Here is a 13,355-nt window from a genome sequence, read left to right as displayed (position 1 = left end):
ATTGTCGCCTCGGGCCTTTTTATTCACCAATTTATAAAAGACGGAGTGAAATTTAATACGATGAGCCATACCGCTATTACAACAACAAAAGCACCCGCAGCTATCGGCCCTTATTCGCAAGCCATCACTTTAGGAAATGCCGTCTATACGTCAGGCATGCTTCCGATTGATGCCGAAGGAAATCTGAAAGAAGGCATCGTTGACCAAACCCATCAAATATTAAAGAACCTGCAAGCCGTTTTAGCTGAAGCTGGATTATCTTTAGTAGACGTTGTAAAAACATCCGTTTTCATGACGGATTTAGAGCAATTTCAGCAGATGAACGAAGTGTACAGCCAATATTTCAGCAAGCATCACCCTGCTAGAACAACCGTAGAAGTGTCCAGACTTCCAAGAGACGCCAAGATTGAAATAGAGCTTATCGCAATCAAACCCATTTAAATCCGCTCCATTATCCCGTATTTCTGTGAAAGAAGGCGCATCTGCTTGCGAACTTATTTGCCTCTCTTGTTTTGCGCAACCCTTTACGGGAGCAATTTCGTCTTAAGTTCGCTGCTGCTGCAAGCATTTCCCGCCTTGCATCTGTCGGCATACCGGCTTATGGTTTCATCGGCGTTCCTGCTTATTTATTTGGTTGCAACCCGTGGCATGACGAAGATTACGTTCCGCGACTCCGTTTATTTGGTACCCTTCGTTCTGATTGGGATGCTGCTTCACCAAGTTTCTTTCTTTACGGGACTCCGGACAACGGATGCAACGACGGCTTCGCTCATCTTATCGTTAGCTCCAATTTTTACGGCGCTGTTTGCCCGCTTATTTTTGAAAGAGCCGTTAACGAAACGCATGGCTGCAGGCTCGATTGTCGCCCTCGCCGGTGTCTTCTTCGTGGTTGGACCCGGCGGAAGCATGGGCACAGCCATTACCGAAGGCGTCTGGATCATGTTTATCTGTATGCTGGCATTGTCGGGATCAATGATCCTCATGAAAAAGCTGACGGAACGTATGGATGCATTTGTCGCAACGGTGTATACTACCGTGCTGGGCTGCATTTCGGTATACCCGGTGGCGGTCTGGAGCGAGCCTCACGTACAGGTGGAGCCTCACTTCTGGTGGTGGGTTCTCTTGCTTGGATCGGCTCTGCTCATTCAGGGCTTATGCGCAGTTATCTGGAATGCGCAGATCCGCAAGGTAGGGGCGGCTAAAGCCTCCCTGTTTCTGAATTTACAACCGTTTGTCGCCATGATTTTAGGTTATATCACGCTTGGCACCCCGATTTCCTTAACGCAAGCGGCAGGTTCTGTTCTAATCATTTGCGGCGTAGTTCTAGCCACTGTGCAGGGACAGAGAACAAGGAAAACACAAGACGATAAACTAAAATTCTCCCCTGTGGAGAGATAATGGCCTACGCGGCAATCGAGGCTAAAGAGGAAGATTGAGGATTTACGACAAACCAAAGGAAGCGCTTTTTATCATGGCTCCTTTGAAACGTACACCTAGGGTCTGGAGTGGTTTCGGCTCACCGCGCTGTCTGTAACGGCAAGTTTTAAGGGCCATCCTTCGTTGGGATGGCCCTTTCTTTGTTCTCGCTTTGTTCAAAAATTCGCTCTTGAAGGGAAACCAGTAAGCCGTTACCGTCCAACAACTGATCTAGCTCCGCTGCAAACCGTTAGCTTGCACAATACCGTTCAAGATCACTTCAATCCCCCAATAGAACCGTTCCTTCGAAACGGTGTCTCCGGAAAACAACTCCTCTTTCAGACTGTGAATGAGCGGGAAACGAACCGGATCTGAAGCTTGGTAAGAACGTTGGATGGCATTCATCTGTTCCTCTCCATGCCTGGACCTAGCGGCCTTCTCGAAAGCGACTGAGGAAACATACAGCAATAATAGATCCATTCCCCAAGCAGCGGAAGTGGACGTAATACCACCCTTGTGCAGGACCGTAAGTAGGTATTCATTCAACCGGAATGCATGGGTCCCTACCGGAATTGCCTGAAGTGACAGCTCTGCAAGTCCAGGCTGCTCGATTAGCAACATCACATACGCATCCAAAGCCCGGAAAAGCTGTTCCTTCCAATTGCCTTCCGTTAGCTCTGGCAGCACGAGCTCCCCAAGTCCATAATCCAGCACATAGGAGCTCAACTCCTGCAAGTTCTTTACGTAAACATAGAGCGAGGAAGGTCCGGTGTCCAGTGCTTTGGCCACCTTCCGCATGCTCATGCCTGAGGTGCCTTCTTCTTTCAGCAACTCATAGGCGGTCTTTACAATCAACTCATGACTGAGCGGTTCTTTGGCCGGACGAGCCCGGCGACTTACAATTTTACGTTTAGGTTTCATCATACTTTTCTTATATCATACCGGAAGCGAATAGTAAATTCGCCCTTCGGGCACGACTACGCTTCGTTATGCTGCTCATGGTACGAATTCATAAGCTCGTTAAGCTTCCGGGCTGCATCATCCGAGAAGCACAGGACGAGATTATCGTTTGACTCACGAGCCATCTCCGAAGAATAGGCGTACATCTTCTCCTCATAATCCTCGATCGCTTTTGCTTGATCTTCATTCCGTACGATCGCAAGTGCAAGCTCCATTGCGTCCTGCATCGCCATATTAACGCCTTCGCCAGCGAACGGAGACATGACGTGGGCCGCGTCACCGATCAGCGTAACACCGGAGTTCCTTTTCCACTTGAATCCAACCGGTAACATGTAAATCCGTCTTGGAAGAACAGCATCAGCCGCGTAGCGGATATAATTTTTGAGCGACTCATCCCAATCTTGGAAGATCTCCAGTAGTTTTGCTTTCGCTTCCTGAGGATTTTCAGACCTAATACCGCTTGTTTCGAGCCACTCCCGATCCACCCACAGGCTCGCATAGACCTTAATGCGCCCATCACCATTCAACTGCCCCAAAATGCCTTTGTGATCGTCCAATGCAAACACTTTGCCACGACGGTTGAATGCAGCCAAATCAGGATAGCGGTTAGCAGCGTCCTCAACATTAAGCTCTAACATGGTTAGTCCCGAATAACTGACATCCGTATCCGAAAGCAGCCGACGAATACGGGAGAAGGCACCGTCCGCTCCAACTACAAGATGCACGGTATCGACGAACCCGTTCTCGAAATGAAGTTCTGTCATGCCACTTGGTAGTGAAACGGCCTTGTCTAGCTTATACCCATAGCGGATGATCGCTGGGTCCAACTTGCTTAAGAGTAAATCGCAAAGTACGCCACGGTCGATCTCTGGCCGCCCTCCTGGAGTATCCTCATCGGCTACTTCATCCATATAACATTTCCCCGTCTTATCAAAAAGCCGAAAGTCCTCCCCTTCATAACGAGCTACTTTTTGAAAAGCCTCATAAAGTCCGGCTTCCTTCAGCGCCTGTTGACCGGATTCCTCATGAATGTCAAGGGAACCTCCGCGTTCATGACTCTTGTCTTCCAGCTCCCGCTCATAAATGACGGACGGAATGCCATGATGTTGAAGAATGAGCGCAAGCGTTAGTCCGCCGGGGCCTCCTCCGATAATAGCGATACGTTTTTGATCTTTAGTAGTTGTTGTCATTGTAAACATCTCCTCAGCATATTTGTCGTTTATCAAAGTGAAATATCTTTATTGCGAACTCCGTTCTTTTCGTCCAAGGCCGCAGAATACAAATTCTCTCTGCTGATAAGCTAATGCTATTTCGATTGAGGTGAGGCAGTCTTATTTTCTATACGTTTTGCAAAAAATAAACTGAGTACTAATGCCGCAATCGCAAACCCCAGAGTGATCCAGAACGTGGAACCGAAAGCATACCCCAACTGATTGAGAGTATGCTGGGAAGGTAGTTCTCTAATCTTTTCAGCTAGAAAAGCCATCGTAATCGTCACTCCGAAGGATGACATGATTTGCTGGGCTGAAGTTGTTATCGGTGTCACGCGACTGACTAATTCCTTCGGAGCCGATTTGAGCACATGAGTATTGATCTGCATCATCGTCAATCCTTGGCCTAGTCCTGCAAAGGCAAAGCTACACATAATGTACAACGGACTGGTATTAGCAGTAACTTGTGTCAATGCGAGCAATGAGCCAGATAGAGACAGAATGCCCATAATGGCAACCGGCCGAACTCCGTAACGGTCAAACAATTTGCCACCGAGGTTGATTCCCACCGTTGACAAGATTGCCTGTGGAATGACATACAGTCCAGCCTCAAGCGGCGAAAGGCCCTTAACCTGCTGCAAATAAAGAGGGAACAACAGAATGCTGCCGAACAACGCAATCTGATTTAGCCACGCGACGAGAATTCCATGTACGAATGCCGGAGAGCGGAACACCCTAAGCTCCAGCAGAGGATATTTCTGCTGCAATTCATGCCAGATAAAAATTGTAAGCATGACGATACCGAATATGAGTGAACCAAGCGTCCATGCATTCGACCAGCCCTTCTCACCAGCTTGGTGAACCGCGAAGACCAGTGAGGCGAAGGAAATCGGAGCTAAGATTGCGCCGACTACATCGAGCTTGCTGTTGTGCTTCGGCTTCGCTGTAGGGAGGTATCTCCATGCCATTAGTAACGCGATAAACCCAACCGGCACATTGATGAAAAAGATCCAGTGCCAATTTATAAACTCAATAAGCCAACCAGACAGAACAGGACCGAGAATCGGTGCGAGTAGCATCGGAATCCCGAGAATCCCCATGACTGAACCACGTTTATCGGGAGGCGAAACGGAGAACACCGTTGCAATCCCAATCGGGGCAACCATGCCCCCTCCGAGTCCTTGAAGGATACGGAAGATGATCAGTTGCTCAGGCGTTTGCGCCAGGGCACACAAGACAGAAGCAAGCACAAATAACACGATGCTCGTCATAAACATCCGTTTTGACGAGAAACGGTCCGAGAACCAACCTGCGAGCGGAATAATAGCTGATAATGACAAAGTATAGGCCGTAATGACCCATTGAATGGTGCTGAGATTGGTATCAAAGGCGCTTACCAATTTCGGTACTGCCACGTTCATAATCGTACTGTCCAAGATTACAAGGAACATTCCCGAAGTCACTGCAAGCAGCACCGGTAATATTTTTTTCAATGAAAATTCTGACTGCATACTTGCTGTTTTATTTGCTGGCCCCATATCGATTATTCTCACTTCTTTCTGTATAAATTTCAGAGCATGCTTATTGAGCTCTAATAAGCACATTTCAGTTATACCATTACGAACACCGTTCGTCAAGAACGGTGTTCGTAATGGTTATACATATATCATAACCATAACCCCTTTTTCGAGGGGTTATTTTCATTTTTAGGAGGGACAGATGAATGAGAATCATCAAGACACAGCAAGACCTTGTCGTCTTACGACTTGCTGTGACACTTCCAGTGGAACTTCTCCTTCAGGTTGAGGAGTATTTACTACAACTTAGAGATGAGCAGAAGGAAAAAGAGGCAACCGAGTTTCGTTTGGTCGGAAGGGGCTACATCGTAGTTCTTGAAGCAGGTGACAACATTCGAGAGCTTGGCAACATGGGGTTAGACCATGAAAACGGAGGACTGCTTGGAAGTCACCCCGAGTACGTAGAAATACTCGATGTAGGTGATGGGCTCCAAACGTACAAAGTCGCCATACTGTACGATAACGACTACCTGATGACGTTCTTCACGCAGGCCGGAGCGCACGACGAGGAGGTGGAGAAATATATTCCACTTGCGCCTGGGCAAGTAAACCCACCACCTTCGCCGCCCCGCCGTGCTGCAGCTCCAGCGCGGCAAGCGTCAGCCGTCTCCGCCTAATGTACTCCGCCAGCGTCACGTCCGTAATGAACGAGAACATACGCTGGAACTGATACGACGAACAGCAGGCCATGCGGGCCGCTTCCCTCAACTCGATCTCCCCGGTCAGGTTTGCTTCAATATAGTCTATCGCCCGATTCATCCGCTCCAGCCACTCCATCTCATTTCCCTCTCTCGAATTCAAGTATAGGCGGGGCGGCAAATTAGCTGATGAAAAGGGAAACCCGTTCCTTGTGTATACAGCAGCAGCACTTCTTATTATAAGTTTCATCTGTTTGTCTTCAGCCGTTGGTATGTCGCCAGTATTTATTGCGATCTTTCTTATTTTCGGTGCCCTTGGTCAATCGTTCATGCAAATTGCGATGTCGAACACCGTTTCACGAACGCAATCAAAAGAGCATATAGGAGTAGGAATGGGCTTGTTCTCCATGATTACTTTTATTTCTACGGCTGCATCAACAGCTGCTATCGGCAAGATACTGGATTTGGGTACATCGACCTTTCGCTTAAATCCGATACCCCAAAATAGCACTACTTTCGTATATAGCAACATTTTCCTGGTACTTGCCATTCTGGTCGTTGTGATGTCCGCATTTTATTATGTACAATTTGGGCGTGTAGCTAAAATGGCTAAGGACGAAAAAATGGATAGGGAACCCGTTATTTAGCGACATTGATATTGGAATGATCCTTTCCTACGGACGTTTAACAATTGTAAGAGCCACTCCAGATTAAGGAGTGGCCTATTCGCTATGTTTAATAAATATCTTATTTTGGTTAGAGTTGGTCGGAGACTCCTCCTCTATAGCGAGAACCTCTCTTGCTGCTTCTATGAAAGATAATATGATTGGTGAAAGCCACTTGTCTTTATGCCATAACATCTGTGTATACACATACAAGTCCGGAATTTTCCATGGAAGAGCAACAAGTTCGCCCCGTTCCACTTCGGCTTCAGCTACGATTTCAGGAAGAAAAGCAATACCGATTCCCGAAATGGCACATTGTTTAATGGCTTCGGCACTTTGAAACTCTAAATACGTAATGCTATCGATGCCCTCTTTCTCGAATGATCGATCAAACATGGTTCGATAGGGACACCCTTTTTCATTAGTCAGGAACACTTCTCCGTGAAAATCTTCCAACTGAAGCACAGCTCGTTTAGCGAGCGGGTGGTCTGGAGCAGCAAAAAAGCGGAAAGTTTCCTCCAGCAACGGTTCCACTGCAAGTCCGCTCGAGCGAATGGGTTCGTCCAGCATAAAGACGACATCCGCGGTTCCCTCAAAGAGCGTTTGCTTGAGTTGCTGATTTGGAACGGAGCGGAAGATGAGACGAATTCCCGGATGCTGCGAACGAAATAGTTGAAAGACAGCTGGAAGCCGATAGGCGCAAATAACCTCGTTGGCACTTATCGTTAGGGTACCGCTTAGAATTTCATTGTCATGAACGACGCTGCGAGCTTCGTCCAATTTGTTTAGAACGCCCTGGACATGAGTTAAAAAGCGTTTACCTGCAGTTGTGAGAACGAGCTGCTTGCCCAAGCGGTCAAAGAGACGAACACCAAGCTCTTCCTCCAATGCTTTTATTTGCATCGTGACGTTGGAGGGTACGTAGTTTAGCACTTCCGCAGCTCGACTGAAATTTAAAGTTGATGCAACCGTGCGGAACGTATTCAGTTGACGCAATTCCATCATACGATCCCCTTTTACTTCAATATTATTGAATACTACTTTGAAATCTATTCACTTTTATTGAGAGTATCACAGATCTATACTAAACAACAAGAAATACATTCTCAATGTGTGGTTTCATTTTGAAGGGAGCGACAATACGATGGATTATGAGATTTTTGATATGGGTGACGTAACCTTGCAATCGGGAGTGACGTTACCGAGTGCTTTTCTTGCTTATAAGACTTATGGAAGATTGAATGAAAAGAAAGATAATGTCATCATCTATCCAACTGGTTTTGGCGACCAGCATGTTCAGAATGAATGGTTGATTGGAGACGGCATGGCACTCGATCCGCAGAACTATTTCATAATCGTTCCAAATCTGCTGGGCAACGGATTATCTTCGTCTCCCAGTAACACGCCTCCCCCATTCGACCGGGCTAATTTTCCGCAGGTAACCATCTATGACAACGTTCAATTCCAGCATCGGCTGGTGACCGAAAAATTCGGCATTCAAAAGATCGCTCTCGTCGTTGGTTGGTCCATGGGAGGCATTCAAGCATTCCAATGGGGGGCAAGTTATCCAGACATGGTGGAACGAATTGCACCTTTCGCCGGAGTTGCCAAGACTTGGCCCCAAACGTATGTGGTCCTGGACGGCATGAAAGCTCCGCTCATGGCCGCAATTGGTTTCGATTCAAGCAAACTAAACCAGCTGACTTCTGCAGACATGCGCGCCGTTGGTCGTGTGTATGCGGGATGGGGCGTATCGCAGGCGTTTTACAGAGAGGAACTTTATCGTGAGCTGGGATTTGATTCATTGACAGATTTTATGACTGGCGTCTGGGAAGATAGCTTTATGAAGATGGATCCGCACAATGTCCTGGCCATGTTATGGACAGGACAACATGCAGATATTAGTGCAAACCCCTCCTATAACGGAGATTTCGATAAGGCACTCAAAAGCATTAAAGCGCTTGCCTTCGTCATGCCAGGGAGCACGGATCTTTTCTGCTCGGCGGACGATAACGAATACGAGGCTAAGTTCATACCTAATGCTGTTTTTAATCCTATCGAGTCGATCTGGGGCCATTTTGCCGGTCGCGGCATCAATAGTGACGATAATAAATTTATTGATGATAACCTAAAACGCTTGTTGGCGCTTAGTACAAACGGATAGATCATCATTAGCATTGGAGTGTCCTGCCAGGGATGGTTCAATGCTAATTATAATTTCAGGGAATGTTTTATTCTTTCACAGTTATCTCGTAATTCCGGGAGTTGCCTTGAGCTCGCGCCCCTTAAAGAGCTTGGATAATCGTTGCAGGCCCCGCTGCACCTTCCATTCCAAAACGCGACTTTGACTGCGGGGTATACACATAGGGAAATCAGCCAAATCATAACCAAAATTCTGACTAATGTGGGCATCATCGTCGCTATTAGCTTGGTTCTCTTTATCGTCGTCATGCTGGCGATCTACGAGAAAACCTTCAAACCGCTGGACCACCTGGTAGCCCTCATTCAAAAAACCAGCAAGCTGGACCTGAAAGAAGACGCCTCCTATGAGAAGCTCATGAAACGAAGCGACGAAATCGGAAGAATGACGCTCGCCATCAGTGAAATGAGAAATGCATTAAGAGAGGTTGTCGGTTCGATCAAGCAAGCATCCGGCAGCGTCACCGCCACCTCCGAACATCTGACCCAGGTGTCCAACGACAATTTGGTTTCTACGACCGAACTGTCGCTTGCGATTGACAACATCGCCAAAGCAAGCGAAGAGCAAGCCAATGAAACGGAACACGGCTCCGATAAAGTTTCCGATTTGGCGCGCGGCATGGGGGACATCTTGAACAGCACCTCGGAGATCGAATCGATGGTCAATCAAACCAACAGTTTATGCCATAACGGCGTTTCGATTATTAAAGACCTGACCCTTTCTTCCGAGGAGAACAAAAGAGCTTCCGCAAATGTCGAGAGCATCGTGGTCGAGGTGGACCGCAGCTCGGTCGAGATCATTAGTCCGCGCCATGCAGAGTGACTCCCGCTTCGTTCAATTTCCGGCGAAAGATCGGCTCCGACAGGTCTTGTCGTTGATCAAGGCCTGTCTTCTCGGCCAGCGCAGGCGTCAGAACCGCCATAACCCGGCCGTCGGCGGTTTCCAGCACCATGACCCGACTGTCTTCGTCCAGGTCCGGGTTGATGGCGAGAGTAAAGACTTCATCGCTGTAGAGGACGTCTCCGTTCAAAAATTGCATCCGCCAAAAGTCGGTAATCGTTTGTGAAAATAAAGGCGTATTTTCTCCACTGGGTTGATTGGTCATCAGGTTCACTTCCTTCTACCAGCATATACTATCTAAGTTATAGCATAGCAACGTTTGTTAAGAACACGGATCGGTTGGTTAAAAAAACTTTTCCTTCCGAAACTAAAAAAATCAAACCATCTCGATCGAACCAAGACGGCTTGATTTTTTCATTTAACTAATGCTAACCAGGCATCGGGCTTCGCGCCGTGCGAAAATCCTGCGGCGTCGTCTCGTTCTGCTTCTTGAAGAAGCGAATAAACGCAAGCGCCGAGTTATAGCCCAGCGCAGCCGCGATTTCGTTGACCTTCATCGAGGTGTTCAGAAGCATGTCTTTCGCGATCACGTTCTTGTAATCGTTCACATATTTCGATAGCCCGATCCCGGTCATTTGCTTATACAGCCTGGACAAATACGACGGGTTCAAGCCTACGTAATCCGCCAGAGCGGTGAGCGAAATATCGGTAGCGATGTGCTCCTCGATATAGCGGTGCACCTTATTCACGACCTCCGTCGGCAGCTGCAAGCCCCGCTGCGCGTTCCATTCGAAGATGCAATCGGCGATTTTCCAATAGTATTCGACCAGCTCCGGCCAGGGAGCAGAATCGTCATAGCGAAACAAAATGTCGAGATCCACCTGCAAATTGACGTGATCGCGAATGTCCCGATATTTGTACAGATAGAACAAAAAGACGGACGAGAGGGAATGGTACAGCTCGCTCTTCCGCTCACAGGGCGTGTCCGGGTCGTTCCATATGGCGGTCAGCTCGACGAACAGCTTGTTGAACTGCTCGCGGTGATTGTTCTCCAGACAGGTCATGAGCAATTGTACCCGGGCGTGGAAGAATCCGTCATGATAGTTTTCCGCTTTATCGGTAGGGTCCGCCTTCTGCATGTCCTTATCGGTCATAATGACCTCGTGCAACAATCCGTGTCCTTGCATCAAGCCGTATTTGATCGAATGAAACCGGTCCGACAGACTGTTCCACGGGATCGCCTCGCTGCCGAGCAGGAACGAGACCGACAGCCGCAGCAGCTTCTTGCACGTTTCCTGCACGCTGTCCAGAATACCGCTCGTATACCGGTGGGCTCTCATCCAATCCAGACCGCCGGCATGGCCGGATAGCTCGTCAGAAGCTTTGGGCTGAATGATCCAGACGATCTTGGACAGCTCGAAGACGACGGAAAAGCTTCGTACCTGTGCCGACAAATACTCGTCGCAAATATTTTGCAGCGCATAGGTGAGCAGCGCTTTATCCGGCATGGTGAACATCTCTTTCCAGGCATCCACCCTTCCCATGAGCAAATACACCGGCATGGTCGCATCGAGCGGGATGTCGATTTCTTTGAACGCCTGTCTGAGCTCCTCCTCCGTGACCTGCTTGCCCTGCAGGAGTCCCCACATGAACTCCTTTTGCAGCGAGGGCAGGGCCTGTCTCATCTTGGATTGCGCTCTCGCAATCATCTGCACTTGATCCTGTTCCTCTTCGATTTTCTCGATGGCCCGTTCGACGGACTGAATAATTTTTTCGTCGCTTTCGACCTTCAGAATGTAATCGAACCCGCCGTAGGTAATGGCGCTTCGGGCATAGTGGAAATCGTTATAGCCGGTCAGAAAAATCACCTTGCAGGCGGGCCACTGCGACTTGATTTCCCGCAGCAGCTCGATCCCTTCAATACCGGGCATCTTAATGTCGGACACGACGATATCGATCCGGTGGTCGGACAGCACCTCCAGCGCTTCTTCGCCCGAATAAGCGCTCATCACCTCAAGCGGCAGATGGCTGGTTTGCTCGAATAGCTCAAGAAGGCCGTCGACGATAATGGGAAGATCATCCACGATCAGCAGTCGGTACATGCCGTTCCCCCTTTAGCTTACGCTCAGTTTGATGATGACTTGCAGCCCGCCCAGCTCCGAACGGGACACGGTAATGCCATATGCTTCTCCGTAGCGCAGCTGAATTCTACGATGGACGTTCATAAGGCCGGTCGTTTCCTCGATCCGGTTCGAGGAATAGCGCAGCTTCTTCTGCAGCAGGTCGATCTCCTCGTCCGTGATGCTTTGGCCGTTATCTTCGACATAGAGGAGGAAGTCATCGTCCCTCCGCTCGCTATGTACCCACAATTCGCCGGGTTGAAGCATATTGCCCAACGCATGCTTATACGCATTCTCAATAATCGGCTGTAGAATGAGCCGCGGCACGTGAATCGCAGGGACATCTCCCTCGAACAAAACCTGAATCCGTTCCCCGTAGCAGATTCGTTGCATCTCGACATACGTGCGGGAATGCTCCACCTCCAGCTCAAGCGGGATTTCATCCTCGTCGTTACGGGTGATGAACTGGAAGTATTGCCCGATATATAAGCAAAATTGATACGCCTTCTCCTTCTGGCTCTCCGATTTAATCAACCGGCATAGTACAAAAAAGCAATTATATAAAAAGTGAGGATTAATCTGCGATTGCAGCCGCTTCAGCTCCGAACGCTGATTCCGGATTTGCTGCTCGTAGTTTTCCTCTATCAACGTTTTCAAGGACCGCACCGTATCATTGAACGCCCGGTACAAATAACCGAATTCATCCGCTCCGCGATCGATGAGGATCGGCTCCAGCCGGTTCTGCTGAACGCGGCGGAAGGAATGCACCAGCTTCATCAATGGCCGGTAAATAAACCGCAATAGAAAATAAGTAAAAAACATGACGATACAAACGGCCAGCGCACACGCCCACCAGAACAACGTCCGGTACATCTGCAGCGAGCCCAGAACCATCTCTTCCGGGATGCAGGTAATGGAATACGAGTTCCAGAGCTTGGAATATTTATACACCACAAGATACCTTTTATGGTCATGAACGATCGTTTCATGGCCTTCCTCAGATTGCAATTCCCGCTTCTCCAAGGCAAAAGACTTCATTCGCTGAAGCAAAGCCGGGTCCATCCCCGTCTCCATGCTCCACCCCAGCTCCAAATTGAGCAGGACGCTCTGCCCGCCTCGCGTCCGGCCGATTTGCGCGAGTGTTTCCTTGATCTTGGCCGCCGACAGCTCGACCCCCAGAATATATAACGGACTTCGGGCCGAATTCCCGGGATATGGCATCGTAATAAACAACCGGTCGTTCCAGTAAATGAACGGCGCTTCATACAGCTTCGCATTTTGCTGCATCGCCGTATATTCCTCCGGGTCCAGACGGGTTTCATAATCGTTGCTGAGAATGCTGCGTTTGAGGAGCGGAACGTAGGCCTTCGCTTCCTCAATGAAAGGACTTGAATTTTTCATCAGCTCAAGCCGCCGCTGGATATCCAATACTTTGCGCGTCCGCTCGTACGGACTCATGTCATTGCCGGTTGCCGCAAGCTCCATCAGATCCGTATCCATCACATAGTTGGGCAAATAACGGCTGATGCGATCCGCTTCCTTGTCCAGCGAGTCCATATAGAACCGCGTCGTATTCAGTACTGACTCCGTAATTTCACTGCGGATATTGTCCGAGCCCTTCTCGTTGATCGTCCAAGTAATCGCCATCAGCGGCAGCAAAGCCGCCAGAAAAGCGGCCATCACCTTCTTGAATATCGAGGAATCACGCAAAAAGAATAAGCAGTTCAT

The 13,355-nt window shown here is 48.7% G+C and carries 12 protein-coding genes and 1 pseudogene; 5 read left to right on the top strand and 8 right to left on the bottom strand.

Annotated elements, in window-relative coordinates; translation table 11 throughout:
• Positions 1-60: 60 nt before the first annotated feature.
• Together PEL01S_RS25790 and PEL01S_RS25785 are read left to right on the top strand one after the other, a co-directional pair.
• Positions 61-441 carry a RidA family protein gene (locus PEL01S_RS25790; protein WP_127462282.1) on the top strand — a complete coding sequence of 127 codons (381 nt, stop codon included), beginning with the start codon at positions 61-63 and terminating at the stop codon, positions 439-441.
• 45 nt (positions 442-486) lie between these two features.
• On the top strand, positions 487-1,398 hold the full coding sequence (locus PEL01S_RS25785) for a DMT family transporter (protein WP_025846770.1): 912 nt from the start codon (positions 487-489) through the stop codon (positions 1,396-1,398).
• Positions 1,399-1,647: 249 nt separating this feature from the next.
• On the opposite strand, the gene PEL01S_RS25780 is transcribed toward PEL01S_RS25785, so the two are convergent.
• The 4 genes and pseudogenes from PEL01S_RS25780 to PEL01S_RS25765 form a co-directional block, all read right to left on the bottom strand.
• The gene (locus PEL01S_RS25780; RefSeq protein ID WP_164824320.1) at positions 1,648-2,340 is read right to left on the bottom strand and encodes a TetR/AcrR family transcriptional regulator; all 693 of its coding nucleotides are present in this window, start codon (positions 2,338-2,340) and stop codon (positions 1,648-1,650) included.
• Between the two features lie 53 nt (positions 2,341-2,393).
• Positions 2,394-3,566, bottom strand: a complete 1,173-nt coding sequence (locus PEL01S_RS25775) for an FAD-dependent oxidoreductase (RefSeq protein WP_063185450.1) — start codon at positions 3,564-3,566, stop codon at positions 2,394-2,396.
• Positions 3,567-3,682: 116 nt separating this feature from the next.
• The gene (locus tag PEL01S_RS25770) at positions 3,683-5,224 is read right to left on the bottom strand and encodes an MDR family MFS transporter (protein WP_225948245.1); all 1,542 of its coding nucleotides are present in this window, start codon (positions 5,222-5,224) and stop codon (positions 3,683-3,685) included.
• 486 nt (positions 5,225-5,710) lie between these two features.
• Positions 5,711-5,941, bottom strand: a pseudogene (locus PEL01S_RS25765) (AraC family transcriptional regulator); the annotation flags it as partial.
• A gap of 73 nt (positions 5,942-6,014) precedes the next feature.
• Here PEL01S_RS25765 and PEL01S_RS25760 point away from each other — a divergent pair.
• Entirely contained in the window at positions 6,015-6,449 is a 435-nt protein-coding gene (locus PEL01S_RS25760) for an MFS transporter (protein ID WP_127462271.1), read from the top strand.
• Between the two features lie 75 nt (positions 6,450-6,524).
• Here PEL01S_RS25760 and PEL01S_RS25755 read toward each other — a convergent pair whose 3' ends face one another.
• A complete protein-coding gene (locus PEL01S_RS25755; protein WP_127462269.1) occupies positions 6,525-7,469 on the bottom strand; it encodes a LysR family transcriptional regulator in 945 nt (314 codons plus the stop codon).
• 142 nt (positions 7,470-7,611) lie between these two features.
• Here PEL01S_RS25755 and PEL01S_RS25750 point away from each other — a divergent pair, with 142 nt between their 5' ends.
• Entirely contained in the window at positions 7,612-8,631 is a 1,020-nt protein-coding gene (locus PEL01S_RS25750; RefSeq protein ID WP_063185455.1) for an alpha/beta fold hydrolase, read from the top strand.
• 141 nt (positions 8,632-8,772) lie between these two features.
• Positions 8,773-9,489 (top strand): methyl-accepting chemotaxis protein, encoded by a 717-nt coding sequence (locus PEL01S_RS25745; protein ID WP_127462267.1) that lies wholly within the window; start codon positions 8,773-8,775, stop codon positions 9,487-9,489.
• Here the strand turns inward: PEL01S_RS25745 and PEL01S_RS25740 are convergent.
• From PEL01S_RS25740 to PEL01S_RS25730, 3 genes are all read right to left on the bottom strand, one after another.
• Positions 9,467-9,772 (bottom strand): hypothetical protein, encoded by a 306-nt coding sequence (locus tag PEL01S_RS25740; RefSeq protein ID WP_239551460.1) that lies wholly within the window; start codon positions 9,770-9,772, stop codon positions 9,467-9,469. The genes PEL01S_RS25745 and PEL01S_RS25740 overlap by 23 nt on opposite strands.
• 163 nt (positions 9,773-9,935) lie before the next feature.
• Complete coding sequence (locus tag PEL01S_RS25735) at positions 9,936-11,609, bottom strand: response regulator (protein ID WP_127462265.1); 1,674 nt, start codon at positions 11,607-11,609, stop codon at positions 9,936-9,938.
• Positions 11,610-11,621: 12 nt separating this feature from the next.
• On the bottom strand, positions 11,622-13,355 hold the full coding sequence (locus tag PEL01S_RS25730) for a sensor histidine kinase (RefSeq protein WP_127462263.1): 1,734 nt from the start codon (positions 13,353-13,355) through the stop codon (positions 11,622-11,624).

Origin of the sequence: Paenibacillus elgii NBRC 100335, assembly GCF_004000865.1 — a bacterium.
GTDB classification, from domain to species: domain Bacteria; phylum Bacillota; class Bacilli; order Paenibacillales; family NBRC-103111; genus Paenibacillus_G; species Paenibacillus_G elgii.
This window is presented reverse-complemented; position numbering and strand designations above follow the sequence as displayed.

Coding starts and splice junctions, on each gene's coding strand:
- PEL01S_RS25740 (WP_239551460.1), bottom strand. CDS start 9,772: ATGACCAATCAACCCAGTGGAGAAAATACGCCTTTATTTTCACAAACG.
- PEL01S_RS25730 (WP_127462263.1), bottom strand. CDS start 13,355: ATGAACTGCTTATTCTTTTTGCGTGATTCCTCGATATTCAAGAAGGTG.
- PEL01S_RS25780 (WP_164824320.1), bottom strand. CDS start 2,340: ATGATGAAACCTAAACGTAAAATTGTAAGTCGCCGGGCTCGTCCGGCC.
- PEL01S_RS25735 (WP_127462265.1), bottom strand. CDS start 11,609: ATGTACCGACTGCTGATCGTGGATGATCTTCCCATTATCGTCGACGGC.
- PEL01S_RS25755 (WP_127462269.1), bottom strand. CDS start 7,469: ATGGAATTGCGTCAACTGAATACGTTCCGCACGGTTGCATCAACTTTA.
- PEL01S_RS25775 (WP_063185450.1), bottom strand. CDS start 3,566: ATGACAACAACTACTAAAGATCAAAAACGTATCGCTATTATCGGAGGA.
- PEL01S_RS25790 (WP_127462282.1), top strand. CDS start 61: ATGAGCCATACCGCTATTACAACAACAAAAGCACCCGCAGCTATCGGC.
- PEL01S_RS25750 (WP_063185455.1), top strand. CDS start 7,612: ATGGATTATGAGATTTTTGATATGGGTGACGTAACCTTGCAATCGGGA.